Below are 24,113 nucleotides of genomic sequence, written 5' to 3'. Positions count from 1 at the left end.
TGGCCAGGTGCGTGCTCGGGGCTGTGGCCGGGTGTGCCCGGGCAGAGAAAAGCCGTGGCCGGGTGTGCCCGGACAGATGAAAGCCCGCCGGTAGAGATCTCCTCTACCGGCGGGCTTTTCTCGTTGTGCGTCGGCGGCCTCTCACGCGGGCCGCTACCGGCGGAACCTGCCCTTCAACGCGGCGACCGCGCTGACCGAGATCACGCCGGTGAACATCACCACAAGGACCAGCCTGCGGTCGGTGCCTCGCCGCCGGTCGGCGAAGCGGTCGAGCACCATCTGCCTTTTCACGGCGGGAGGCGAGCTGGACGGCACGACCGGCATGGGCTTCGGCTTCGGCTCAGGCTGCGGGACGCGGGGCGGTGTGACGGCCGCCCTGGGGCGCTGGACGGCCGGCGGGGGCGGTTGGACGGGCTGGACCACGGGTGGTTGGACGGCCTGGGTCGCGGGGGGCTGGGCCGGCTGGGTCGCGGGCGGCTGGACGGGCTGGGTCGCGGGGGGCGGGGGTACGGGTGGCAGCGCCACCGGCGGCCCAGGAGGCGGTCCGGGAGGCGTCGCCGGTGGAGGCGCGGCGGGCTGCGGGAGAGACGGCTCCGGGATCGGGGCCGGAGCCGGAACGGGCGGCTGGGGCGGAGACACGAACGGGGCGCAGTGCGCCAGCGCCTCCAGGTGCAGTGCCGCGACTCCGGGCAAGGAGAGATCCAGACAGAGACCGATCCCGAGAGGGAGGAGACCGCCGGAGGGTGGTCCGTTCCTTCCGACCCGAAGTGAGAGGAGGTCATCGGAGGACGGTGGACTGTTCTCCCCGACCTGGACCGAGAGGAGGTCGTCGGGGGGCGTTGGGTTGTTCTCTCCGACCCGGACCGAGAGGAGACCGTCGGAAGGCGTTGGGTTGTTCTCCCCGACCCGGACCGAGAGGAGACCGTCGGAGGGTGGGTTGTTCTTTCCGGCTCGGACCGAGAGGAGGTCGTCGGGGGGTGGGCTGTCTTGGACTGGGAGGGGGGCGTCGGAGGGTGGCCTGTTCTTTCCGACCCGGAGTGAGAGGAGGTCGTCGGAGGACGGTGGGTTGTCTTTCCCGACGTGGACCGAGAGGAGACCGTCGGAGGGCCGGTTGTTCTTTCCGACCTGGAGTGAGAGGAGATCGTCAGAGGGCTGTGGGTTGTTCTCCCCTACCTGGAGTGAGAGGAGGCCGTCGGAGGAGGGCGAGTCGTCCCCGGCCGGAAGCAGGTCGCCGGGAATGGGCGAGCCGGCCTTGGCCGGAAGCGCATCGCCGGAGAAGGCGGCCCTGCCGTTGGACGGAAGCGCATCGCGGGAGGAGCGAGAGCCGGGCTTGACCGGAAGCGCGTCGCCGGAGGAGGACGACGTGATCCTGTGGGAGGGGGAGCGGTCATGGGAAGGCGAACCCGACCGGCCCGCCGGCTTCAGTAGCCGGGACCCTCCGGACGGCCCGCTTTCAGGAGGAGACTGCCCCGAGTCCGGGTGCGTCCCGGCGAGCGGCTTCCCGTCGGCCCGCATGGCCCGGGGGTGCAGCACGCGTTCTTCGGTGTGGAGCTTGGCCGCACTCGCGCACTCCGCTCGGGAGAGACCGTCGGGCGAGGCGCCCGCGCCCCTCTCGGCCTCGGGGCAGTCGCCGCGGGCGTCCGGCCGGTCGTACGTGGATCTCGCGATGCCGACCGCTCCGGCCAGCACGGATGCCGTCATACAGCTTGCCAGGACCGCCGCACCCAGTAGCCCCCGTCGTTGTTTCCTCCGCCGATTAATCATCACGTAAAGGTTCTAACACCTAACGCACAGTGATGAAGGTGTAAGTGGACGGGTAGCGTAGATCCTTATCCGGTAACATACCGTCCGGTTGGTACGGCCGACCCGTTGATGCTCCCGTGCGGGTGCGGCAAGCTACATCAGAACATCGTTCTAAAGGACATCGACGGAGCGGCGACCACGGACACGGAGGCGACACGATGGCTACGGGCGCACGCTGGGGAATGACGATCCCCTTTTACGACCGTTCACTGGCCGATTCCAGGGATCTGATCGCTGAGCTCCCCGGGCTCGGCTACACCGACGCCTGGTCCGCGGAGGTCAACGGCGTCGACGGCTTCGTGCCTCTGGCGATGGCCGCCGAATGGGCTCCGGGAGTACGGCTCGGCAGCGCGATCGTCCCGGTCTCCACCCGGGGGCCCGGCCTGCTGGCCATGTCCGCCGCCACGCTCGCCGACCTCGCCCCCGGAAGGTTCGTGCTGGGCATCGGAGCCTCCTCCCCGGCCATCGTCGAGCGCTGGAACGCCGGTGAGTTCGTCAAGCCGTTCGCCAGGACCAGAGACACGCTGCGCTTCCTGAAGAAGGCACTCGCCGGGGAGAAGGTCACCGAGAAGTACGAGACCTTCGAGATCAAGGGCTTCAAGCTGGAGCGCGCCCCCAAGGTCTCGCCGAAGATCGTCCTGGCCGCGCTGCGCCCCCGCATGTTGCGCCTGGCCGCGGAGGAGGCCGACGGTGCGATCACCAACTGGCTCTCGCCGCAGGACGTGCCCAAGGTCAGGGCCGAGATCGGGTCCGACACCGAGCTGATCGCCCGGCTGTTCGTGTGCGTCAGCACCGATACGGAGAAGGTGCGTGAGCTCGGCCGGTGGATGCTCGCCAGTTACCTGACCGTTCCGGTCTACGCGGCCTTCCACGACTGGCTGGGACGTGGTGAGGTGCTGCGGCCGATGCACGAGGCGTGGGCGGCCGGCGACCGGCAGGCGGCGCTCAAGGCCATTCCCGACGAGGTCGTGGACGATCTCATCGTGCACGGCGACGCGGCGACGTGCCGGGCCAGGATCCAGCAGTATGTGGACAACGGGCTGGACACTCCCGTCCTCGCCCCGATCCCCGGCGGTGAGGTCCCGATCGCGCAGGCCGTACGCGATCTGGCCCCGAACCGGGAGTGAGCATGGACAGGTCTCCGGCCCGGGAGTGAATGCGGGCGGGGCTCTGTTCCGGGAGTGAATGTGATCCGGCTCGGACCGGGAGCGAGTGCGGACCGGCCTCCGGCCCGGGAGTGAATGCGGGCGGGGCTCTGTTCCGGGAGTGAATGCGATCCGGCTCGGACCGGGAGCGAGTGCGGACCGGCCTCCGGCCCGGGAGTGAATGCGGGCGGGGCTCTGTTCCGGGAGTGAATGCGATCCGGCTCGGACCGGGAGCGAGTGCGGACCGGCCTCTGTCCCGAGAGACCTGGACGTCCCGAGAGTTGCGGACCGGTCTCCGGCGCCGGGTGGGTGTGGACGGGCTCCCGGTCGGTGAGGGCGGACGAGTCTCTGGCCCGGGAGTAAGTGTGGACGGGCTTTCCGAGGCCCCGGACGCGCCCACGTGGGGATCCGCTCGCCGGAGCGGCTCCTCCGGGACGAGACGGGGCAGCTCTTCTGCACGCGCTGATGACCCGAGGGAACCCGGGACGAAAATCACGCGTTATATCGTGATGCGGCGGGGTAGTAGAACGCCGCCATTCGAACGTGCTTCCAAGGAGGATCCCCCATGGCGAAGGCAGCGCGTGCGGCACAGGTCTGGCGGACCTACAAGGATGTGAAGAAGCCGGGCACCCCCGGCCTCGGCGCCCGCCTGCGTGCCATCCCCAGGTTGATCGGCGCGACGGCGCGCGGGCAGTATCCCGGCATGGGCAAGGGCAAGCTGACCATGATGGGGCTCGGCGTGCTCTACATGCTGTCGCCCCTCGACGTCATCCCCGAATTCCTGCTGGTCATCGGAGTGGTCGACGACTTCGGCGTCTTCCTGTGGCTGATGAGCTCCCTTCTCGGAGAGGGCGGGCGCTACGTCGAGTGGGAGCGCAAGCACGTCAGAGCTGTTCCATCCTGAGCCAGGCGCGGGAGGGCAGCGGGTGGCCGAACAGGCGGGCGGCGTTGCCGTAGGCCACCCTGGCGATGTCGGCGGGCGGCAGGCTGCCCAGGTTCGTCGAGACGGCCTGCTGGGTGTCGGGCCAGGTCGAGTCGGAGTGCGGATAACCGCTCTCCAGCAGGACGTGCTCCAGGCCGACGGCGAGGCGCACCCCTGACAGGGCGTGGTCGTTGAGCGTGCCGAAGAAGAAGTTCCGGCGCAGGACCTCGCTGGGCTTCAGACCGCCCTCCCAGGACGCCTCGCCGGCGACCGGGTGGTCCAGCGCGTAGTCGGCCCGCTCGGCCAGCATCGGCAGCCAGCCCACGCCACCCTCCACGATCAGGATCCGCAGCGCGGGAAAGCGCAGCGGGATGCCCGACCAGAGCCAGTCGGCGCAGGCGAACATGGCGCTCGCCGGCATCAGCGTGGTGATCGCCTCGATGGGCGTGTCCGGCGACGGCACCGGGGCCCAGGAGGCGGCGCCGGTGTGCAGGCAGACGACGGTGCCGGTCTCCTCGCAGGCCTGGAAGAACGGGTCCCAGTGCTCGGTGTGGATGGACGGCAGGCGCAGGCGGGTGGGGAACTCGGGGAAGAGCACCGCCTTGAAACCCCGCGCGGCGTTGTCCCGGATCTCCTTGGCCGCGGTCTCCGGATCGGTCAGCCAGGGGAGCTGCAGGGCGATGATCCGCTCCGGGTAGGTGCCCGCCCAGACGTCCACGTGCCAGTCGTTCCACGCGCGCAGGACCGACAGGCCCAGCTCCTGGTCGCGGGTCTTGGCGAAGACCATCCCCGACTGCCCGGCCAGCATGCCGGGGAAGCAGAGCGCGCCCCAGACCCCGGCCCGGTCCATGTCCTCGATCCGGGCCTCGATGTCGTGGCAACCCGGACGCATGTGCTCGAACCGAACCGGGTCGAGTGTCCACTGCTCGCGGGGCAGGCCGGCGCCCACGTCGATCCCGGCACACGGATAGGTGGCTCCGCCGTACCGCCACACCTGGTGGCCCGAATCGGTCTCCACCACCTTGGGGGCGAGGTCCGCGTATTTCTCGGGGAGCCGATCATCGAACATGTCGGGCGGTTCGATCAGGTGGTCGTCGGCTGAGATAATCACATAGTCCCGCCGCCTTGGCTCGGGGTCGGGCAGCAGCGGCGTAGTCACGCGGTAAACCGTACGACGCTGGCATAACGCTCATCAAGCTGCAAGGTCTCCGCTTGGTATCTCTGTCCCTCTTCGGAGGGCCCCGGGACCGCTGGAGAGGGACAACACGGCGGCCCCGGGGCGGGCCCGCCAGGAGGGTGCTGCTCTTGGCGGGCCCTGAAACGTGCACCTACCCAGGGATCTTCTAAGTATCGGGATTTTTTAGAAGGTGATTCTGGAGGGCGGATATGACCTGTTCGTCTACGCCCAGCATTTTGACGCAGTAGTCGCGCACCGGGCCGAGTTCGGCCAGGAACATCCTCATCGCGTCGGCGGGCGCCTGGCCGAGCCCCGGCCACGGCACCGGCTCGCCCGGATGCTCCTCCTCCCAGTACGCGATGAACCGAGGCGTCGCCAGCCCGGTCAGCGCGTAGTCGGCGATCACATCCTCCTCCGCCACCCCGAGCAGCCGCAGGACCAGCGCGGCGAGCACACCCGTGCGATCCTTGCCCGCCGCGCAGTGGATCACCACGGGGGCGTTCTCCTCCTCGGCGATCACCTCCAGCGCGCTCCTGAGCTCGACCACGCCGTCCTGGGCGACCTCGTGGTAGCGGTCGGCGAAGAACCTGGCGACCCCCTTCTCGGGGTGGAAGTCATCCTTGATGTTCCAGAATCTGTGTTCGACCGAAAAATTGTGATAATTCGGCCCCTGCGGTGCTCGGCCGCGGCGCTTGATCTCCTCCGGATGGCGGAGGTCGATCACGGTCCGGACGCCGAGGGCGTGAAAGCGGGCGAGATCGTCGCCGGCGAGCCAGTGCAGCGAGTCGGCCCGGTAGAGCCGTTGCCAGCGCACCTCCCGCCCGCCGTCGGTGGCGTAGCCGCCCACGTCCCGGAAATTGTGCAGTCGTGCGAACTCGATATGCCGGATCACGCGTTCCAACCTATCCAGCGGCGGGCCTCGCGCGATCGGAGATTTTTCCGGAGATGGAGCCTGGGCTCTGGCCGCGGGAAGTGCTTCAGGGGACCGGAGGGCGCGAACGGTGGTTTCCGATCCACGTTCCGCCGAAAGGCGCCTCTTACGGTGCGAGCCGTACGAGGTGTGGGCCGAATCCGGCGGGGTGCGAGGGGCTCGCGATCGCCGCGGCACCTCTTTTGGTATGGCCATGGACAACGCACGGCCATGAGGTAGTAAATAAATCATGGCTTCCGATGCGCTCGAAGTGCGTCAAGGCTGGCGAATCGTCGGCTTGGTCGTCCGGTGCGTGTTGCTGGTTGTCCTGCTCTGGGGCGGGCTGGTCACCTTGCTGAGTCTCAACCCCGTGCCCCGGACGCAGGGGGAGTTCCGCGCCGCCGCGGCGGCCGGCAGGATCACTGCCGTCGAGTTCAGGGAGCAGAACGGCGACCTCTCCTACGTGCGGTGGACCGAGGGCCCGCTGGTCTGGCGTTGGATCAGTCCGCGGCCGCTCGTGGAGAACTCGGGTGCCTATACCGTCACGGACCTCAGGCGGGACCTGGGCGACGACTCCGTCAGGACGATCAATATCAGGGGTGACACGGGCGGGGGGACGTTCCTGCCCAGCTGGCCCTTCCAGGTGCGGGGGCCGACCGCCGGCTGGGTCGCCGTGGCCTGGGTGCTCACTATCCTGATCATGCTCGGCTCGACGCCCCGGCTGGGCAATCGGTGGGCCTGGTTCTGGATGTTCGGCATCGGGCAGGTCGGCGCGATCCTGTTCCTGCTGCTCGAACCCCGCCCGCTCTGGTTCCGGGCGGGAGAACATCCGGCCCCGCGAAAGCGGCTGGAGGGGGGCTTCGGCTTCCTCACGGCGATCGGGTTCGGCATGATCACCGCATGGGTCACCTTCGCCCTCGGGCAGCTCGTGAACCTCGCCGTCGGCTAGGTTCCGGCCCGCTTGGCGGACCGTACGGGCTCGGCGGACTCCTCGGACCGCGGGGACTCCTCGGACTCTTCGGACTGCGAGGATCGACCGGAAGACGAGGGCGTGCCGGGTTCGGCTGGCAGCGTCGGCTCGGCCGGCCGTACGGGCTCAGCCGATTGTGCGAGTTCGGTCGGTCGGGCGGGCTCCGGCGATGGTGTGGATTCGGCTGCTTGCGCAGGCCCGGTCGATTGCGCGGGCTCGGTTGGCTGTGCGGGCTCAGCCGATTGTGCGAGTTCGGCTGGTTGTGCAGGGCCGGTTGACTGCGAGGGCCCGGCGGGTTCGCCGTCCTCGGAGGGCCCCGTGTCTCCCGAGCGCTTGCCGGGCACCCCGCCTGCGGCCGCGGCCTGGAGATCGGCGGCCTCACGGCGGATCAGCAGGATCCAGCCGCCGATCGCGATGCCGATGAACAGCCACCACTGCACGCCGTACGCCAGGTTGAGCCCGCCACCCTCGCCGATGTCCGGCTCGGGCAGCGGTACGGGCGCGGCGGTGGCCTTGGGCGACTGCTCGATCAGGTCCACGTATCCGCCGAGGAGCCGGTACGGCAGGCCGCGCCCGATCGCCTCGGTGTTGATCAATAGGACCTGCCCCTTGGGGAGCCCTGCCCGGTCCCGGATGCCGGTGGAGTCCTCGGTCTCGGTGGGACGTAGCCGTCCGGTGACAGTCACCTCACCCGAGACCGGCGGGGGAACCTCGGGGAGGGAGTCGGGGGTGGCGCCCGCCTTGACCCAGCCCCTGTTCACCAGCACGCCCGTCCCGCTCGCCGTGGTCAGCGGGGTGAGAACGTAGAAGCCGACCACCCCGTCCTGGACGCGGCGGCGGACCACGAGCTGAGCCCCCGCGTCGAACGTTCCGGTGGCCGTGACGGAGCGGTATTTGTCCTGGACACGGACGGTGCCGCCCGGGGTGGTGAGCCTCTCCACGGGGACGGGTGCGGCGGCGAGGTTGCCGGCGGTCTGGTGGCTGGTCCCGGACCGCTCCTCATAACGCCCGAACTGCCATCGCCCCAGCAGCACGAAGGAGGGGATGATCAGCAGCACCAGGACGTGGAAGGCGAGCCAGCGAGGAGTCAGCAGGAACCGGTACACGCACTCAAGGTTAGGCACCGTGTGCGTCGCCTCGTCCTTCGAGTGCGCCTTTCACCGTGGTGGACGCCTGGGATCGCTCGATTCACCGCGACGAGGCGTCTGAGACCGTTCGGTTCACCGTGATGGGATCGCTCGGTTCACCGTGGTGGGGTGCCCGGAACGGCTTGGTTCATCGTGATGAGGCGTCTGGGGCCGTTCGATCCATCGTGCCGAGGCGGCCGGGACCGTTCGGTTCACCGTGGTGGGGTGCCCGGAACCGCCTGATTCACCATATCGAGGCGTCTGGGGCCGTTCGATCCATCGTGCCGAGGCGGCCGGGACCGTTCGATTCATTGTGGTGGGGCGGCCGGACCGTTTGATTCACCATGTCGAGGCAGTCGGGACCGTTCGATCGCTGGATTTGTCGGATTCGTCTAAGTTGCCGAAGTCGTTGAAAGACTGCCGGAGTCCACGGGCTTCGCGTACGGTCGGATGAGCTCACCCCCCGGAACGTCCCAGCACCTCCGGAGCGCGCACCTGATGACTGTGCTCATGCCGACCCCCGTGGCCCCGATCGCGCTGCCCCGTCTGGGGGCGCTGCTGCGGCACGCGGCACCCCGGGTGCTGGAGGGCATGATCCTTCCGGTCGCCGTCTTCTACGCCGCACTGGCCGCACTGGGGCTGTACGGCGCCCTGGCCGTGGCGGTGGCCTGGGTCTACGGCGGGGTCGTCTGGCGGCTGGTCAAGCGCAGAGGGGTCCCCGGCACGCTGTTGCTGGCGGCGGGCGCGGTCACGGTCAGGGCGGTGCTGGCCGGGGTGACGGAGAGCTCGATCTTCTTCTTTCTGCCGTCCTGCCTCGGGGTGTTCTGCGCGAGCATGGGGTTCCTGCTGACCGCGCCGCTGCGGCGGCCGCTGGCCCAGCGGGTGGCGAGCGACCTGATACCGCTGCCCGAGCACCTGCTGGAGCATTCGCTGATGCGTCGCTTCTTCATGCGGCAGTCGGTCCTGTGGGGCTGTGCGCAGCTGGTCAACGCGGTGCTGAGCCTGTGGCTGCTGTTCAGCCTGACCACGGAGGCCTATCTCGTCGTCAGGACCTCGGCGGTCGCGGTGCTGCTCGGCGGAGTCGGGCTGATCTCGGTGCTCAGCCTGCGGCGCTGCCTGCGCGCGCTGGCGCGCTGACCGCCAACCCGGGGCCCGGGATCGGCGTGACCTCCCGGGGGCCGGCGACCTCATGGCCGTCGGCGCAGCGGAAATGCTGCTCGACCAGGGCTCCGCAGCCGCGATGGGTGATGAGCGCGGGAGGGCCGTCCGGGTCGGCGAGATATCGGTCGCCCCACTGCATCAGCGCCATCAGGGTCGGATAGAGGTCCAGCCCCATCTGCGTCAGCCGGTATTCGTCCCGCTGCCGCTGGCCGGGCTCGCGGTAGGGGACCTTGCGCAGGATCCCCTCCTCCACCAGGCGGGTCAGCCGGGCGCTCAGCACCTGCCTGGGCGCTCCCGTCGAGGCCTGCATGTCGGCGAAGCGCCGCACCCCGTTGAACGCCTCACGCAGCACCAGGAGCGTCCATTTCTCGCCGACGACGGCGAGGGCGCGCTCGATGGAGCAGTTGTCCACTCGTACGTGCATGGGGCCGAGGGTCGCCTCACTCATGTTGGCATCGTAAGTCGCCATCGTGTTACCTCCAACGTCATCTAAGTCTAGTTGACAGACTCAGCTCTCTCGCGAGAATCTGAGTCCATGAGGCGAACTCAGCTGGCGGCGCACCACGATCCGGCGCGGACCGTGACCGGAGAGCTCGAAAACCTTGAAGACTTCGCAGATGTCGGAGCCTTGGAGAACGTCGGAGACCGCGAAAGCCTCGGGATCGTCGGGGGCTTGGAGGACGTCGGGGGCCGCGAGGGCATCGGAGGCGTCACAACCCTGGAGGGCCTCGGAGATCTCGGGGGCATCGGGGACCGTGAAAGCGCCGGAGACCTTGGGGGCGTCATCGAGATCCGTCCGGCGCGGATGGACGACGAGGAGCGGATCCGCTGCTTTCTGGCGGCACTGTCCCCGCGCACGCAGACGCAGCGGTTCTTCACCGGGGTGAATCGCCCGAGCGCGAGCATGGTCCGGACGCTGCTCGCGGTGGACGAGCGGCGCGACGCGCTGCTCGCCGTACGGGGAGAACTCCTGGTCGGCCACGCGATGAGCTACCGGGGAGAGGGGACCGACGTCGAGATAGCCGTCGTGGTGGGTGACGAGTGGCAGGGGCGGGGGGTCGGGGCCCGGCTCGTCCGCAGGCTGCTCCACCGGGCGTCGGCCGGTGGGGCCAGAACGTTGGGAATGGACGTGCTCGGGGACAACCGCAGGGTGCTCGCGATGATCCGCAGGGCATGGCCGGAAGCGACCATGAAGGTCTCCTCGGGGACGGTCCAGGTGGCCGCGACGACGTCGCTCCGATCCGGTGCCGTCGCCGTCACACCCGCCGTCCGGAGCCGGTGAGAACCGCCGTGATCAAGCAACTATGATGAACTCGGCCCGAGGCGTGTCCCCGCCATTTGCGGAACAAGGTTCTGGTGCCTCACCATTGGGTTGTGAAGACTGCCAAGAACGGACGCGACGGCCGCACCCGGATCGTCGAGGGTGCCCTGCGCCGATTCAGTCAGGATGGTGTCTCGGCCACCACGCTGGCCAGCCTCCGCGCGGAGAGCGGCGTCAGCGTCGGCAGTTTCTACCATCACTTCGCCAGCAAGGAACACGTCTTCGGCGTTCTCTACGCGGAGACCCTGCGGATGTACCAGGAGGCGTTCCTCGCCGAGCTGCGGAGGCACGAGGGCGCGAGAGAGGGCATCGAGGCGATCGTCGCCCTGCACATGTCCTGGAACGGCGAACATCGCGAGCGAGCCCACCTGCTGATCAGTGAGCGACCGCCCCGGCGTGAGGAGCCGGGCGGCCCCGAGGTGTCGGAGTCGCGCCGCGTGTTCTTCAGGAAGGTCTCCGAGTGGTGGCGGCCCCACATGAAGGACGGCCTGCTCCAGCCCGTCCATCCGACGATGTGTTACGTGCTCTGGCTGGGACCGGCCACCGAGATGTGCCGCCTGTGGTTCGCCGGGGCGCACCAGCCCACCCAGGAGGAGATCGCCGGCCTCTGTGAGGCGGCCTGGCAGAGCCTGCGGCAGCAGGGCTCCTGATCGCCGCCTGACACGCGTGCCTCTTGGCGGTCCCGTACCGCCTGAGATGGCACTGCCCGGCCGGTCCATACCGCCTGAGATCGCGCTGCCTGGCACTCGTGCCTCTTGGGGCCGTACCGTCCCCGGGGTCTGGCACCCGCGCCGTCCGGCGCCGGGCCCTTCCGAGTGCTCCGGCCCGGATCACGGGGGCTTCTCCGGGCCGGAGCGGTTTCAGTGGGCTCCCACCAGCTGGCGCGGCCGGGAGGAGACTCGCCAGACCTTGCTGTCCAGCGAGATGTCCAGCCACAGGTCCTGACGCCGGCGCCGCAGACCGGGCACGCGCACCCGGTCGCAGACGGCGAACCTGCCACGCTGGGAATAGCCGAACCCGAGCTCACCGGGAAGAACCCGTAACTCGTCCTGATTTCCACAGCGAGGACAGGTCCAGGCGACCAGATCCATGCCCCGGCGATAGTCGTGGCAGGCGAGGAAATACTCATCAGGCCGGAAACGAGACTCACAGGCGAAGCACGGGATCAACATCCTGGATCCTTTGGAACGGATGGTGCGGCTCCCAAGAAGTACCGCTCGCCGCTTGAGGCCCGCTTGCAGAACGCTTGCGACGGTGGGTAACGATCTCATCACTTGGAGTGATAGATGCTCCCCGGCGGGAGGATCCGCCGCTCGCGTCGCGCGGTCCGCCGCAGGCCGTCGCACCGCCTGGCGTGCGAGGAGGTCGCCGGTGCGAGGATGTCCTGGTGAACGATCTGCTGGACCGGCTCAGAGAGCTGTTTCTCGACACCGGCTACACCATCGACGGCGTCCGCGAGTGCCTCGGCGACGTCGCCGCCACCGCGCTCTCCCGCGAGGAGCCGGTGCCCGCCCTGCGCGCCACCGAAGGGGACGACCCGCTCGGCACGCTGATCCGCCTGTGGTGGCTCGGCGCCGCCGTGGACGTGCGGAGGGCGCCCCGGGGCCTTCCGGTGGAAGAGCTGGCCGCCGCGGGCCTGGTGACCGTCGAGGGCGGCCGGATCACCTCCACGGTCCATCTGCAGCCCTGGGAGACCGGCGGCTACGTCGTCTCCGACCGCAAGGTCAGGCCGGGCGATCCGGCGCTGCGCGCGGACCACGTCGTCGGGGCGGGCGGGGCCTCGGCGAACCTGGCCCAGCTGGTGTCCCGCCGGCCGGTGGGACGCGCCCTCGATCTCGGCACCGGATGCGGGGTCCAGGTGCTGCATCTGGACGGCCGGGCCGAGGAGATCGTGGCCACCGACGTCAATCCCCGCGCGCTGGACCTGGCCCGGCTGAGCTGGGGCCTGTCCGGTATCCGGGAGGTGGACGCCCGGCAGGGCTCCCTGTTCGACCCCGTCCCCGGCGAGCGCTTCGACCTGATCGTCTCCAACCCGCCGTTCGTGATCTCCCCTGCCGGACGGTTCTCCTACCGCGAGTCCGGTTTCCAGGCTGACGACTTCTGCCGCGATCTCGTACGGCTGGCGCCCCGACACCTGGCCCCCGGCGGCACCTGCCAGCTTCTGGCCAACTGGTTGCACGTCGGCGGCGAGGACTGGCAGGACCGGGTGGGCGGCTGGCTGGCCGAGACCGGGTGCGACGGCTGGGCGGTCCAGCGCGACGTCCAGGATCCGGCCGAATACGTCGAGCTCTGGCTGAGGGACGCCGCGGAGCAGGGCACCCCGCGTTACCGCGAGCTCTACGAGGACTGGCTGGGCTGGTTCGAGTCCGCGAACGTCACCGGGATCGGCTTCGGCTGGATCACCCTGAACGACTCAGGCAGCCTCGACCCGGTCGTGCGGGTGGAGGAGCTCGGCCATCGGGTGGAGCTCCCGGTGGGCGGATACGTGGACGAGGTGCTCGGCTCGATCACCGGGGCGCACCGGCTGACCGACGCGGAGCTGCTGGGAGCCCGGCTCGCGCCGGCCGACGGGATGCTGGAGGAGCGGATCGGCCCGCCCGGCGCCGAGGACCCGTCGAGGATCGTGCTCAGGCAGACGAGAGGGCTGCGCCGCAGTGCACAGGTGGGGACCGTGGAAGCGGCCCTCGCCGGAGTCTGCGACGGTCAGTATCCACTGGATCCGCTGCTCGCGGCGATCGCGGAGCTCACCGGCGAGGACCCCGATGACCTGCGGGCGAAGGCCCCCGAGGGGCTCCGTTCGCTGATCGCCGAAGGGTTTTTCCACATATCCACAGGCTAGTTCTCCACAGCCTGTGGATATCGGCGCTATTGCTTGTCAATCCGATGTCAAACGCTGGAGGGGAAGCTCTGGTTGTGGGAGCACGGACCCGGGGGGAATGGGTCCGTGTCGAGTCCGGCCGGCCGTCACAGTGAGGCGGCCGACCTCTGGGTGACGTACCGGATGACCCGGGCCCCCTACGCGTCACTCCGGAGGTCCGACGGTCGGCCGGGCACCCCGCATCCACCTTCAGGTCCCAGACCGACGGGAATCCCAGTGATCAACCATGTTTGGATGACGCGTCTCGACGACGACTGGTACGACGGTCTCGAGTCAGCTGTCGGCCTGGTCCCGTTCGAGCCGTCCCAGGCCGGCGTGGTCCCGTTCGGCCCGGTCTGCCTCGGCCCGGTCCCGGTCGAGCAGGGTCCGCAGGTCGCCGGCCTCGGGTGCCCCGAGTCTGGTGAAGATGACGTGGGCCCGTTCCAGGCAGTCACGGCTGCGCTCGGCCTCGCCGAGACCCGCGAGCGCCCTGCCTAACACTCCCAGAGCCTGCGCCTCGCCGTACGGGTGCCCGATCTCGCGGCTCACCGTCAACGCCTGCTCCGCGTGGCGGGTCGCGTCGGAGAACCGGCCCGCGGCGATGAACGTCTCGGCCAGCCGGGAGCAGACCCGCTGCTCCCACACCCGCTGGTTACTGGCCCGGAAGAAGGCCAGGCACTCGGCGTGGTGATGGACCGCCTCGTTCAGCCGTCCCACCCGCGACAGCACCATCCCCAGGTGGTAGCGGGCCCTGGCGATGGCCGGGCTGGAACCGAGCTCGATCAGGATGGCCAGGCCCTGCTCGGCGGCGGCGATCGCCTCCTCGGGCTGTCCCAGGAACAGGTGGTCGCGGGCGGAGTAACTGAGCGAGATGGCCTCGCCGCCCCGCGCGCCGAACTCCCTGAACACCTTGCGCGCGGCGTCGTACCAGGCCAGTGCCTCCACGTGGCGGCGCTGGCGCCCGGACACGACGGCCAGCGCGTTGAGCACCTCGCCGATGACGATGCGGTCGCCCCCCGCGGACAACTCCAACGAGGCCCGTAACTCCTCCTCCGCCTCGGTCAGCCGGTTGGCGGAGAACAGCACCCGGCCGAGGACGTAGCGGCAGCGCAACTCGCTGGACGTGGCGCCGAGCCGCTGGGCGGTGGCGAGCAGCTCCCGCGCCTGGTTGTCGAAGTCGCGGACGTGGCTCCCCGACTCCAGCAGTGGCTCCATGGCGAGCAGCAGATCGGCGCCGGGCAGCAGCGCCTCGGCGTCGTCGGTGCCGGTCGCCTGGGCGATCGACGCGAACAGCGCCTCCGCCTCGACCGACAGCCAGGCCACGGCCTCGTCGGCGGAGGCGAAAGTGTGACCCTGCCCGGTGACCCCGAGCTGGTCGGCGATCGTGCTGCCCTCGTAGGCGAGCCGGTGCGCCGACTGCGCGGACGCCAGGTAGAAGTCGAGCAGCCGGCGCAGAGCCGCGCTTCCCTCCCCACCGGCGACCACGCTCACGTCGGACCCACGCCGGTCCGCCTGCTCCGTCCCGCCGTCCCCGCTCCCGGATCCGGCGCGCCGCCCCTCCTGCTCCTCGGCGCGCTCCGCCGTACGGCGGGCGAAAAGCTTGAGCAGGTCGTGGAAGCGGTAGCGGCCGGGGGCGGGAGCCTCCAGCAGGCTGGCGTCCACCAGGGACTCCAGGATGTCCTCGGTGTCCATCGGGCTCAGCGCGAGCACCGCGGAGGCGGCCCCGATCGAGATGGCGGGCCCCCCGGGCAGGGAGAGCAGCCGGAACGCGCGGGCCTGGGCCGGGCTGAGCTGGCCGTACCCGAGGGCGAAGGTCGCCTCCACGGCGAGGTTGCCCACGCGCATCTCGTCCAGGCGACGGCGTTCGTCGGCCAGCCGGGGCACCAGCGAGGCGACGGTCCAGGAGGGCCGGGCGGCCAGGCGGGCCGCCACGATCCGCACCGCGAGCGGCAGGAACCCGCAGGCGGCGACCACGTCCATGGCGGCGGCGCGCTCCGCGGCCACCCTCTCGGTGCCGGCGACGGTGCCGAACAGGGCCAGCGCCTCGTCGGGCTCCATGACGTCCAGGTCGATCAGCCGGGCCGCGGCCAGATCGGCGAGTTTGCCGCGGCTGGTCACGATGGCCGCGCAACCGGGCGAGCCGGGAAGCAGATGGCGGACCTGGGCGGCGTCCCTGGCGTTGTCGAGCAGCACCAGCATCTGCCGCTCCGCCAGGAGCGAGCGGAAGAGCGCGGACCGCTCGGCCAGCCCGTCGGGGATGACGTCGGCGGGCAGGCCCAGCCCGCGGAGGAACGCCGCCAGCACGGACTCGGGGTCGGTCGGCTCCTCGCCGTATCCGCGCAGGTCGGCGTAGAGCTGGCCGTCGGGGAACAGGTCCTGCATGGCATGGGCGACATGCACCGCGAGGGTCGTCTTGCCGACGCCGCCTATCCCGGAGATGGCCGCCACCGGCACGCCCTCGGAGCCGCTCTCAGCGGACAGCAGGGTGCGCAGCCGCGCGACGATCTGGCGGCGGCCGGTGAAATCGTTCACCGCCGCCGGGAGCTGTGCCGGACGCGGCAGCTCGGGTGCGTTGTGCGTTCCGTGCTGCTCGTACTGGCCGTGTTGGCTGTGTTGGCTGTGTTGGTTGAGCTCCGTGCTCTCCGCCTTCGCGGCGGGTTCCGGGGCGGCGGGCGCGGGCCGTACGGGATGGGTGACGGAGGCGGGCGCGAGGCTCGGATCGTCGATGAGGATGCGCTGGTGCAGGGCGGTCAGGTCGGAGCCCGGATCGATGCCGAGCTCCTCGATCAGGGCCGTACGGGTGTCGGCGAAGGCGGTGAGCGCCTCCGCTTTGCGGCCGCACCGGTAGTAGGCCAGCATCAGCTGGGCACGGAGCCGCTCGCGAAGCGGATGGTCGGCGGTCAGCGCGATCAGCTCTGAGACGACGTCCGCGTGCCTTCCCAGCTCCAGATCCAGGTCCATCAGGACTTCCAGCACGCTCATCCGGCGCTCCACGAGCCGGTCGCGCTGGTGCTCGGCATAGGGTCCGACGGCCCCGGCGAGCGGCTCCCCGGCCCACAGCGCCAGGCTCGCGCGCAGGCTCTCGGCGGCCCCTCCGACATCCCCGGTGCGACGTGCGGTCTCGGCCTCCTGGACGCCCCGGTCGAAGAGGACCAGGTCGAGCGTGCTGTCGTTCAGGCGCAGCGCGTATCCCCGGCCCACCGAGGTGAGCAGCTCGGGGCGGGTGCGCGGGGACCTGCCCGGCTCAAGCACGGACCGCAGCCTGGAGACGTAGGTGCGCAGCGCGCCGAGCGCCCGGGGCGGAGCGTCCTCGCCCCAGATCGCGTCGATCATCTCGGCCGGCGTCACCGCCCGGCCCTCGCGCAGCAGCAGCATCGCCAGAATGGACCGTTGCAGCGGAGTACCCAGGTCGAGCTCGGTTCCGTCACGCCAAGCCTGGACAGGGCCGAGCACGGCGAAGCACAACCCGCCTTCGCTGCCCTGAACAGCCATTTCCCGAATCTCCGCCCTAACGGAAAGTTTTATGGCCAAATGATAGGTCCTTCGCCGCTTACCTCGTAGGTAGAGGCTTGCTCGCCAACGTAAGCGTTGATCGGACACTAATCGGGTGTTGAGTCATAACGATGATGCTGGGCATGTCGGGCATGGCCCCATACGGGGGCGGCCATGCCCGACATGTCGGCGGGTTGCAGGAGTTGATAAAGGCGTCGTAAGTGAAGTGAAGGTGGGCGGACCTATCAATAAGCCGTGGCCCCGGTGAAAAAGGTGCCATATCCGCCCCATCAAGGAGACCCCCCATGCGTCGCACGATCCGCAACCTCCTCGGTCTGACCGCGGCCACCGCCGTCATCGCGGTCGGTGTTCCGGCCCTCACCTCTTCCGCCTCGGCCACCTCCTCCGCCTCGGCCGTTTCGGCCGCCACGCTCACCGCGGGTTCGGCCGCCTCCAGCGACTATGACGAATACTGGGGCTCCTACTACTCCAAGTACTTCAACGGCTCCCGGGCGAAGGCCAGGGGCCACGTCTGGAGCGACGGCTCCGACAGGATCCACGTCCAGGGCAAGCTCTACGACCAGTCCTCTCCCAGCCGGCTCTGTGGCTACGCCCAGGTCAAGTTCGAGAACGAGGACGGCGACGAGAACATCCGCTGGGCCAGAAAGTGCGGTTCCAACGGTTACCAGTCGCTTCACTTCTCGGCCCACGACGTCGACAACGTCCAGGTCAGGGTCTGCTACTGGGACAACCACAACGCCAAGAAGAAGTCCTGCGGCAAGTGGTACTACATCTACGAGGTCGACGGCGACGAGTAGTTTCGGTGAACCAGCCGGAAGATGAATAGTTCATGTACGAAAAACGTCAGACGAACATCAGGCCCGCCCGGAATCCGGGCGGGCCTTTGTTCCATAAGTCATCGAAGTGATGGGTTCGTTGTTATGTCGACGTCATCGAAGTGACAGGTTTGTCGCCGTGCCGCTTCCACGCTGTCGCCATACCGCTTCCACGCCGCCGTCGCCGCGCGGCGACGGCCCGTTTCGGTTCGGCCGCGCGTGCTGCCAGGACCGAGGCGTAAAGGAAAGGCGGGCGCCCCCAAGGGGTCGCGGCGGTCACGGGATCACGGCGTCACGGCGCCGCGACCTCGCGGCGCCCCTGTCTCGCTACGCGGCTTCGGCCAGGCCCAGTCGCGCGTGGATCCGTTCTCGGACGAGCGGCCATTCGGAACTGAGGATCGAGTAGTACGCGGTATCTCGGACCGTGTCGTCGGAGCCTCGGGCCTCCGCTCGCCGCACACCGTCAAGTTGTGCGCCGAGGGCTTCGATGGCGGCCCGGGACCGTACGTTACGTACGTCGGCCTTCAGGGTTATCCGGTGGACCTGCCACGTCTCGAAGGCGAGGGAGAGCATCAGGTATTTGCTCTCCCGGTTGACACCTGTGCCTTGGGCCGAAGCGGCCAGCCAGGTGTAACCGATGTCCGCCACGGACGGGACGTCGCCCACAGCCCCATGCTCGCCCGGTGGCCAGGGCATGGGGCCCTGCCAGTACTCCAGGTTCATGAGGCGGGTGGCACCGACGATGCGGTCGGTGTGGAGCCACCGGATGGCGAAGGGCATCGTGCGGCCCTTCGCCTGCTCAGCCAGAGCGGCCTCCACGTAGGAGACCATCTCGTCCCGGCCTTGGGGAACGCGCGTGAAGGCGTAAGTGGAACGGTCTTCACACGCCGCGGCGACGAGGTCGTCGACCGCCGCGAGGCTGAGCGGTTCCAGGCGCACGGAGCGCCCGGACAGGGTGACAAAAGCGGGCATGAGCACATGATGGGGGCTGACTCATATGCCTGGTGCCAAACGACACGAGACATCTTGGTGAGCATCAGGAAAAGCATCTTCCCCACCAGCTACTGAAGTGTAAAACCCCAGGTCATCAATGTGAATACTCCCTCGGCTGCCTCCCGGCGCCCGGACAGATTTTTACCGGCCGACGTGCCCGGCGATCACCCCGTCACGGGGGCCGGGGCGAGCCTCACGCGTCCGTGCCGCAGAGGCGATCGCCGCATGGCGTAGAGACCGGTCAGGGCTTCGCTCAGATGGTCCAGCGAGGCCGAGATCCAGGGGAGCCGGAGCGGGTCGGGAGCGCTCAGCGCGGCCAGCCGCTGCTCGGTCGTCTCGCCGTACAGGAGGCTGGTCGCCACGCGCGCCCGCAGGGCCCTGGGATCGTCGCCGAAGACGTGGCCGGCGAGCACCCCGACACCGTGCTCGTCGAGCAGATGGGCGGCCAGGTCGGCGGAGGTCGCGAAGTCCAGCCCGGCGAAGTGGGGGTAGAGATAGAAGCCGCCCTGCGGCGCGTCCACCCGCGCACCCGCCAGGACGAACCTCTCGTGTACGGCTCGCGCCACCGTGCCGTGCAGCCGGCGGCTCTCGTCGACCCGACGGACGAGCTCGGCCGGTTCGGTGAAGGCGTAGGCCGCCGCCTGCTGAACGGGGGCGGCCGGGCTGGACCAGATCTCGCTGGCCACCGCGAGCAGCCGGTCGCGCAGCCCGATGGATGGAAGCCTTGACACGCCGATCCGCCAGCCGCCGATGGCGAGGCTCTTGCTGAGCCCACTGGTGATCACGGTGCGCTCGGGGGCCAGGTCCGCCGGGCTGAGAAAGGCGGTGGCGCCGGGGTCGTGGACCAGGTCGCGGTAGATCTCGTCGGAGATGATCGTCAGATCGAGCTCGCGGGCCACCTCGACGATCCGCCTGACGGTGTTCGCGGAGGCCAGCGTCCCGCTGGGGTTGTCGGGCAGCGTGACCAGCAACGAGCGGACCTCACGTCCCCGGGACCGCGCGCGCAGGACCGTGGACACGACGTGCTCGGGATCCGGCACCCCTCCCTCGCCGGGGGGTGCCGGAACGAACAGGGGACGTGCCCCGACCAGGTCGGCCTGGGCGGCGTAGCTGACCCAGCTCGGCATCGGCAGCACGATGTCGCCGCCGATCGCGAGCAGCAGGCCGTACAGCAGGGCTTTGCTCCCGGGGCCGCAGACCACCAGCTCGGGGTCGGTGGGAAGTCCTCGCCGGTGCCAGTATCCGGCGGCCGCCTCGCGCAGCGCGCTCGCGCCGGCGACCGGCCCGTATCCGTTGTGCTCGGACGCCGCGATCAGCCGTTCGCGCAGGGCCGGGTGGACGGGCAGTCCCGCCTCCCCGAAGGCCAGGTGCAGAACGCGCTCGCCGGCGCGCCGTCTTCGCTCGATCTCCTCGTTCGCCGCCAGGGTGGCGGACAGGGTCACGTTCATCGCGGTCCTTCCGGTCGTTGCGGAACGTTCCCAAGCCTGATGGGATAAAAGCATCAGAACAAGCTTTGGTTGTTGTGGGTGGGCGTAAGGAAGTCTGATGCTTGATTTGCGACGTCTTGCGGTGATCTGCGAATTTGCCCGTCGGGGCAGTATCGCGGCGACCGCGCTTTCTCTGGGCTATAGTCCCTCGGCGGTCTCCCAGCAGCTGGCCGCGCTGGAACGCGAGGCCGGGGCGGTGCTGATCGACCGGACCGCCCGGAGCGCCGAGCTGACCGACGCGGGACGCCGCCTGGTCGAGCACGCCGAGCGGATCCTCTCCATGGTGGAGACCGCCGAGTCCGATCTGTCGGCCCAGGCGGCGACGCCGGCGGGCCGGGTCACGGTGACCGCCTTCCCGACCGCCGCGGTGGCCTTCGCGCCCGCGCTGGCCAGGACGCTGCGCCGCCACAGCGCGCTGACCCTGCGGATGGGACAGGGGCGTTCGGGGCGCGGAATGCGTGAGGTGCAGTCGGGAGAGGTGGACATCGCGCTGGTGGACGACTGGTACGGCCGGGTGCGCGAATCGGACACGATGAGGGTCTTCCCCCTGTTACACGACCCGATGGTGCTCGTGGTGCCGCGCAAGCACCGGCTGGCCTCGCTGGACGTGCCCGTGGACCTGCGCGAACTGCGGGACGAGCCGTGGATGGCCACCCCGGACGGCGAGCCCTCGCGGCTGGCCGTGGACCGCCTGATGGCCGATGTCGGAGGTGCCCAGCCGGTGCCCTGGGAGTTCGAGGGGCTGGGCACGATCCTCGGCCTGGTCGCCAAGGGCATCGGTATCGCGGCCGTTCCCGCCCTGGCGCTGGCCGCCGGGGTCCGCGGCATCGTCGTCCGCGAGTTTCCTGGTCCCCCGGTCGGCCGCGACGTCCACGCCGTCGCCCGCGCCTCCAGCGTCCACCGTCCCGCGGTCTCCGTCACCCTCCGGGCCGTGCACGTCGCAGCACGTCTCCTCGCCGCCGACCTCGAGGCGATCGAGCTCGCTTCCCGATGACGTCGCCGTACGCTTCCCGCAGCGGTTGAACCCGCCTCCAGGTGGTCGCCGCGGGCTTTCCCGCGGCCGTCCTCGAAGCGGTCGAGCTCGCCTCCCGATGACGTCGCCGTACGCTTCCCGGCAGCGGTCGAACCCGCCTCCAGGTGGTCGCCGCGGGCTTTCCCGCGGCCGTCCTCGAAGCGGTCGAGCTCGCTTCCCGGCGACGTCGCCGTGCGCTTGCCGGCGGCCGTCCTCGAAGCGGTCGGGCTCGCCTCCCGGTAACGTCGGAACGTGCCTCCCTCCTATGCGCTCGAACGGTTGCTGAACGCCGGCGGATCCAAGCTGGTGGCCGGGGTGGACGAGGTCGGGCGAGGAGCCTGGGCGGGTCCGGTGGCGGTCTGCGCGGTGGTCACCGACATGTCGGAGCCGCCCGCGGGCCTGACCGACTCCAAGATGCTCAGCCCCGCCCGGCGCGACGCCATGGTCCCCGAGATCACCGCCTGGGCCGCCGGGATCGGGTACGGCGAGGCGACGCACGAGGAGATCGACGCGCTCGGCATGACCGAGGCCCTGCGCCGCGCGGCCACAAGGGCGCTGGCCGCGCTGCCGGTGAGGCCCGACGTGGTCATCCTCGACGGCAAGCACGACTACCTGGGGCCGCCGTGGCCGGTCCGATGTGAGATCAAGGGCGATCTGTCCTGCGTCTCCGTGGCCGCGGCCTCCGTGATCGCCAAGGTCCGCCGTGACGCCTACATGGCCTCGCTCGGTTTCGAGGAGTACGGCTTCGCCGACAACGCGGGCTATCCCTCTCCGGTCCACCAGGAGGCTCTGGCCTCTCTCGGGCCGACGGAACACCACCGCCTGTCCTGGTCCTACCTCGACGACCTGCCCCGGTGGCGCCACCTCAAGAGGCACCGCAACCCGCTGGCCGGAGAGGGCCAGCTCGGGCTCTTCGGATAATCCGCGCCCTTCGAGCGAGCCGGGTCGAACGACCGGCGAGGGTCACCCCGGAGGGTTCGAGTTCTTCGGGCGGGCCGGGCCGGCGGGTTGGATCGAACGGTTGACGAGGGTCATCCCGGCCTCTTCGGGTGGTTCGGGCTCTTCGAGTGAGCCGGACCGGTCGGTTGGATCGAACGGCTGACAAGCGTCATCCCGGCCTCTTCGGGTGGTTCGGGCTCTTCGGGCGGGCCGGACCGGTCGGTTGGATCGAACGGTTGACGAGGGTCATCCCGGCCTCTTCGGGTGGTTCGGGCTCTTCGAGTGGGCCGGGCCGGCCGGTTGGATCGAGCGCCGAACGGGGGAGTCATCGGCGGAGTCCCGTCGAATTTCCCGCACCCGCAGACCCCGGGCCGTGCTCCTGAGGAGGATGGCACCATGCGTATCGGTGTCTTTCTGGTCGTGGCGGGGTTTCCGGGCCGGGAGCCGGGCGAGGTGCTGCGGGACACGGTGGAGGCGGTCGTGGCCGCCGAGGAGGCGGGGTTCGACGACGCGTGGATCGCCGAGCACCACTTCATGTCGTACGGCGTGTGCCCGTCGGCGGTGACGCTGGCGGGCGTGGCGCTGGGCCGGACCGGCAGGATCCGGGTCGGGACGGCGGTGAGCGTCCTGTCCACGCAGCACCCGGTGGCGCTGGCCGAACAGGCGGCGATCCTCGACCAGGTCTCGGGTGGACGGTTCGTGCTCGGGGTGGGGCGGGGCGGGCCGTGGGTGGACCTGGAGGTGTTCGGGACGGGGCTGGCCAGGTTCGAGCGAGGCTTCCCCGAGTCGCTGGACCTGCTGTGCGCGGCCCTGAACCGCGAGACGGTCTCGGCGGACGGGGAGTTCTTCCGGTTCAGGGAGGTGCCCATGGTCCCGGCCGCCAGGCTCAGGCCCGTGGTGGCGTGCACCTCGTCGCGGACCGTGCAGCTCGCCGCGGAGCGGGGGCTGCCGATGTTGCTGGGGATGCACATCGGTGACGCGGACAAGGCGGACATGATCCGGGCCTACGGGCGCGAGGATCCCGGGCACGTGGCCGCGGTCGTGGGGCACGTGGGCGACTCGACGGCGCAGGCCGTACGGGAGCTGAAGGAGACCATGCCGCGGTGGCTGGGGCCGGGGCTCGCGGGTTACGTGCCGGTGGACGGCCGGGCGCGGTCAGATCGCGATATTTCGGGTTATGTGGATTTTCTCTGCGACACGCATCCGGTCGGCTCACCCGATCACTGCGTCGAGAAGATCAACCGAACCGCGGAGGTCACCGGCCTGCGGCACCTGATCCTCATGGTCGAGGGTGCGGGCGATCATGCCCGCACCCTCGAGAACATCAGGCGGCTCGGGGCCGAGGTGCTGCCCCGAACCCGAGGTCGTGCCCTCTAGGGCATTTCCCCGGACCCCGGTTGCGTTCCCGGAAGGTGTGTCACCGGGCCGCTCCCCAGGCTCGTGGTCATGCCCCCCGGGTCATGTTTCCGGGCCCGGACTGTCGTGCTCCCGAGGAGCGCGACCTGAAGCCGCTCGCCGGGCCCCTGGCCAGGATCCTTGAGGCATGAGCCTCAGCAGTCGACGAGCTCGGGCGACTGGTTGAGGATCTGGGACCTGGCGGTGACGAACTCCGCGTGGGCCCTGGTGGCGGCCGGGTCGAAGACCGCGACCCGGTGGCAGTTCTGGAAGGCCAGCTTCACCTGGAAGTGGCGCTCCAGGGCACCGCGCATGGAGTCGCTCGCGAGACAGCGCAGGAGCTGTCCCCGGGCGGTCTCGTCCGGCGGCGGAACGGTGTTGTCGGCGAACTCGGCGCCGGTGTGGTCGCGTTGCTTGACCAGCTCGCTGATCACCGACCATGCGTAGGGCAGGGAGTCACGGACGCAGGCGACAAACGCCTCATCGTCGACCTCACCGGCTTTCGCCTGGTCGAGAAGATCGTTCGAAACGGTCAGCGACATGCTGCGTTCTCCTCTCAGAAGGGG

21 protein-coding genes are annotated in these 24,113 nt (G+C 69.8%); 11 read left to right on the top strand and 10 right to left on the bottom strand.

The genetic code is table 11. The features are described from left to right. Positions 1-153 precede the first annotated feature (153 nt). Positions 154-1,701, bottom strand: a complete 1,548-nt coding sequence (locus DKM19_RS46270) for a hypothetical protein (protein WP_162642287.1) — start codon at positions 1,699-1,701, stop codon at positions 154-156. A gap of 260 nt (positions 1,702-1,961) precedes the next feature. Between DKM19_RS46270 and DKM19_RS46265 the strand changes: the two genes are divergently transcribed. Both DKM19_RS46265 and DKM19_RS46260 read left to right on the top strand, forming a co-directional pair. Beyond that, complete coding sequence (locus DKM19_RS46265; protein WP_110704950.1) at positions 1,962-2,930, top strand: LLM class F420-dependent oxidoreductase; 969 nt, start codon at positions 1,962-1,964, stop codon at positions 2,928-2,930. A 583-nt stretch (positions 2,931-3,513) separates the two neighbouring features. Beyond that, positions 3,514-3,852, top strand: coding sequence for a YkvA family protein (locus DKM19_RS46260; RefSeq protein WP_110704949.1), 339 nt, complete (start codon positions 3,514-3,516; stop codon positions 3,850-3,852). Here DKM19_RS46260 and DKM19_RS46255 read toward each other — a convergent pair. Then, a complete protein-coding gene (locus DKM19_RS46255; protein ID WP_089209074.1) occupies positions 3,833-5,029 on the bottom strand; it encodes an amidohydrolase family protein in 1,197 nt (398 codons plus the stop codon). The genes DKM19_RS46260 and DKM19_RS46255 overlap by 20 nt on opposite strands. A 184-nt stretch (positions 5,030-5,213) precedes the next feature. Next, the gene (locus DKM19_RS46250; protein WP_110704948.1) at positions 5,214-5,939 is read right to left on the bottom strand and encodes a tyrosine-protein phosphatase; all 726 of its coding nucleotides are present in this window, start codon (positions 5,937-5,939) and stop codon (positions 5,214-5,216) included. A 268-nt stretch (positions 5,940-6,207) separates the two neighbouring features. Here DKM19_RS46250 and DKM19_RS46245 point away from each other — a divergent pair, with 268 nt between their 5' ends. Continuing rightward, positions 6,208-6,906, top strand: coding sequence for a hypothetical protein (locus DKM19_RS46245; RefSeq protein WP_110704947.1), 699 nt, complete (start codon positions 6,208-6,210; stop codon positions 6,904-6,906). Here DKM19_RS46245 and DKM19_RS46240 read toward each other — a convergent pair. Continuing rightward, entirely contained in the window at positions 6,903-8,051 is a 1,149-nt protein-coding gene (locus DKM19_RS46240; protein WP_239513960.1) for an SURF1 family protein, read from the bottom strand. The two genes, DKM19_RS46245 and DKM19_RS46240, sit on opposite strands and share 4 nt — an antisense overlap. A 513-nt stretch (positions 8,052-8,564) precedes the next feature. On the opposite strand from DKM19_RS46240, the gene DKM19_RS46235 reads away from it, so the two are divergent. Then, on the top strand, positions 8,565-9,191 hold the full coding sequence (locus DKM19_RS46235; RefSeq protein WP_239513959.1) for a DUF3159 domain-containing protein: 627 nt from the start codon (positions 8,565-8,567) through the stop codon (positions 9,189-9,191). Here the strand turns inward: DKM19_RS46235 and DKM19_RS46230 are convergent. Beyond that, positions 9,154-9,684, bottom strand: coding sequence for a helix-turn-helix domain-containing protein (locus tag DKM19_RS46230; RefSeq protein ID WP_204358534.1), 531 nt, complete (start codon positions 9,682-9,684; stop codon positions 9,154-9,156). The genes DKM19_RS46235 and DKM19_RS46230 overlap by 38 nt on opposite strands. A 66-nt stretch (positions 9,685-9,750) precedes the next feature. Between DKM19_RS46230 and DKM19_RS52380 the strand changes: the two genes are divergently transcribed. Together DKM19_RS52380 and DKM19_RS46220 are read left to right on the top strand one after the other, a co-directional pair. Beyond that, entirely contained in the window at positions 9,751-10,497 is a 747-nt protein-coding gene (locus tag DKM19_RS52380; protein ID WP_239513958.1) for a GNAT family N-acetyltransferase, read from the top strand. A 92-nt stretch (positions 10,498-10,589) separates the two neighbouring features. Then, the gene (locus DKM19_RS46220; RefSeq protein ID WP_110704944.1) at positions 10,590-11,186 is read left to right on the top strand and encodes a TetR/AcrR family transcriptional regulator; all 597 of its coding nucleotides are present in this window, start codon (positions 10,590-10,592) and stop codon (positions 11,184-11,186) included. A 210-nt stretch (positions 11,187-11,396) separates the two neighbouring features. Here the strand turns inward: DKM19_RS46220 and DKM19_RS46215 are convergent, their stop codons facing one another. Then, on the bottom strand, positions 11,397-11,708 hold the full coding sequence (locus tag DKM19_RS46215) for a hypothetical protein (protein ID WP_110704943.1): 312 nt from the start codon (positions 11,706-11,708) through the stop codon (positions 11,397-11,399). Positions 11,709-11,923: 215 nt separating this feature from the next. On the opposite strand from DKM19_RS46215, the gene DKM19_RS46210 reads away from it, so the two are divergent. Continuing rightward, positions 11,924-13,375 (top strand): methyltransferase, encoded by a 1,452-nt coding sequence (locus DKM19_RS46210; RefSeq protein ID WP_110704942.1) that lies wholly within the window; start codon positions 11,924-11,926, stop codon positions 13,373-13,375. Positions 13,376-13,687: 312 nt separating this feature from the next. Here DKM19_RS46210 and DKM19_RS46205 read toward each other — a convergent pair whose 3' ends face one another. Then, positions 13,688-16,885, bottom strand: a complete 3,198-nt coding sequence (locus DKM19_RS46205) for a BTAD domain-containing putative transcriptional regulator (protein ID WP_110704941.1) — start codon at positions 16,883-16,885, stop codon at positions 13,688-13,690. A 305-nt stretch (positions 16,886-17,190) separates the two neighbouring features. Here DKM19_RS46205 and DKM19_RS50360 point away from each other — a divergent pair, with 305 nt between their 5' ends. Beyond that, positions 17,191-17,703 carry a hypothetical protein gene (locus DKM19_RS50360; protein ID WP_162642285.1) on the top strand — a complete coding sequence of 171 codons (513 nt, stop codon included), beginning with the start codon at positions 17,191-17,193 and terminating at the stop codon, positions 17,701-17,703. Between the two features lie 345 nt (positions 17,704-18,048). Here the strand turns inward: DKM19_RS50360 and DKM19_RS46195 are convergent, their stop codons facing one another. Together DKM19_RS46195 and DKM19_RS46190 are read right to left on the bottom strand one after the other, a co-directional pair. Continuing rightward, on the bottom strand, positions 18,049-18,693 hold the full coding sequence (locus DKM19_RS46195) for a GNAT family N-acetyltransferase (RefSeq protein WP_110706465.1): 645 nt from the start codon (positions 18,691-18,693) through the stop codon (positions 18,049-18,051). A gap of 185 nt (positions 18,694-18,878) precedes the next feature. Continuing rightward, on the bottom strand, positions 18,879-20,162 hold the full coding sequence (locus tag DKM19_RS46190; protein ID WP_110704939.1) for a pyridoxal phosphate-dependent aminotransferase: 1,284 nt from the start codon (positions 20,160-20,162) through the stop codon (positions 18,879-18,881). Positions 20,163-20,259: 97 nt separating this feature from the next. Between DKM19_RS46190 and DKM19_RS46185 the strand changes: the two genes are divergently transcribed. The 3 genes from DKM19_RS46185 to DKM19_RS46175 all read left to right on the top strand — a co-directional run bounded on the left by DKM19_RS46185 (position 20,260) and on the right by DKM19_RS46175 (position 23,529). Continuing rightward, positions 20,260-21,195 carry a LysR family transcriptional regulator gene (locus DKM19_RS46185; RefSeq protein WP_110704938.1) on the top strand — a complete coding sequence of 312 codons (936 nt, stop codon included), beginning with the start codon at positions 20,260-20,262 and terminating at the stop codon, positions 21,193-21,195. Positions 21,196-21,465: 270 nt separating this feature from the next. Beyond that, on the top strand, positions 21,466-22,134 hold the full coding sequence (locus DKM19_RS46180; protein ID WP_110704937.1) for a ribonuclease HII: 669 nt from the start codon (positions 21,466-21,468) through the stop codon (positions 22,132-22,134). Between the two features lie 414 nt (positions 22,135-22,548). After that, on the top strand, positions 22,549-23,529 hold the full coding sequence (locus tag DKM19_RS46175) for an LLM class flavin-dependent oxidoreductase (RefSeq protein ID WP_110704936.1): 981 nt from the start codon (positions 22,549-22,551) through the stop codon (positions 23,527-23,529). Between the two features lie 173 nt (positions 23,530-23,702). Here DKM19_RS46175 and DKM19_RS46170 read toward each other — a convergent pair whose 3' ends face one another. Further along, complete coding sequence (locus tag DKM19_RS46170) at positions 23,703-24,089, bottom strand: SCO5389 family protein (RefSeq protein WP_089209060.1); 387 nt, start codon at positions 24,087-24,089, stop codon at positions 23,703-23,705. Between the last annotated feature and the right edge of the window lie 24 nt (positions 24,090-24,113).

Source organism: Streptosporangium sp. 'caverna', from assembly GCF_003203775.1.
Classification (GTDB): Bacteria; Actinomycetota; Actinomycetes; order Streptosporangiales; family Streptosporangiaceae; genus Streptosporangium; species Streptosporangium subroseum.
The sequence above is the reverse complement of the archived record's forward strand: the minus strand, read 5'-3'. Positions and strand labels throughout refer to the sequence as shown.

Coding starts and splice junctions, on each gene's coding strand:
- DKM19_RS46205 (WP_110704941.1), bottom strand. CDS start 16,885: ATGGCTGTTCAGGGCAGCGAAGGCGGGTTGTGCTTCGCCGTGCTCGGC.
- DKM19_RS46235 (WP_239513959.1), top strand. CDS start 8,565: ATGCCGACCCCCGTGGCCCCGATCGCGCTGCCCCGTCTGGGGGCGCTG.
- DKM19_RS46190 (WP_110704939.1), bottom strand. CDS start 20,162: ATGAACGTGACCCTGTCCGCCACCCTGGCGGCGAACGAGGAGATCGAG.
- DKM19_RS46175 (WP_110704936.1), top strand. CDS start 22,549: ATGCGTATCGGTGTCTTTCTGGTCGTGGCGGGGTTTCCGGGCCGGGAG.
- DKM19_RS46260 (WP_110704949.1), top strand. CDS start 3,514: ATGGCGAAGGCAGCGCGTGCGGCACAGGTCTGGCGGACCTACAAGGAT.
- DKM19_RS46215 (WP_110704943.1), bottom strand. CDS start 11,708: ATGTTGATCCCGTGCTTCGCCTGTGAGTCTCGTTTCCGGCCTGATGAG.
- DKM19_RS46185 (WP_110704938.1), top strand. CDS start 20,260: ATGCTTGATTTGCGACGTCTTGCGGTGATCTGCGAATTTGCCCGTCGG.
- DKM19_RS50360 (WP_162642285.1), top strand. CDS start 17,191: ATGCGTCGCACGATCCGCAACCTCCTCGGTCTGACCGCGGCCACCGCC.
- DKM19_RS46270 (WP_162642287.1), bottom strand. CDS start 1,701: ATGACGGCATCCGTGCTGGCCGGAGCGGTCGGCATCGCGAGATCCACG.
- DKM19_RS52380 (WP_239513958.1), top strand. CDS start 9,751: ATGAGGCGAACTCAGCTGGCGGCGCACCACGATCCGGCGCGGACCGTG.
- DKM19_RS46245 (WP_110704947.1), top strand. CDS start 6,208: ATGGCTTCCGATGCGCTCGAAGTGCGTCAAGGCTGGCGAATCGTCGGC.
- DKM19_RS46195 (WP_110706465.1), bottom strand. CDS start 18,693: ATGCCCGCTTTTGTCACCCTGTCCGGGCGCTCCGTGCGCCTGGAACCG.
- DKM19_RS46265 (WP_110704950.1), top strand. CDS start 1,962: ATGGCTACGGGCGCACGCTGGGGAATGACGATCCCCTTTTACGACCGT.
- DKM19_RS46170 (WP_089209060.1), bottom strand. CDS start 24,089: ATGTCGCTGACCGTTTCGAACGATCTTCTCGACCAGGCGAAAGCCGGT.
- DKM19_RS46230 (WP_204358534.1), bottom strand. CDS start 9,684: ATGGCGACTTACGATGCCAACATGAGTGAGGCGACCCTCGGCCCCATG.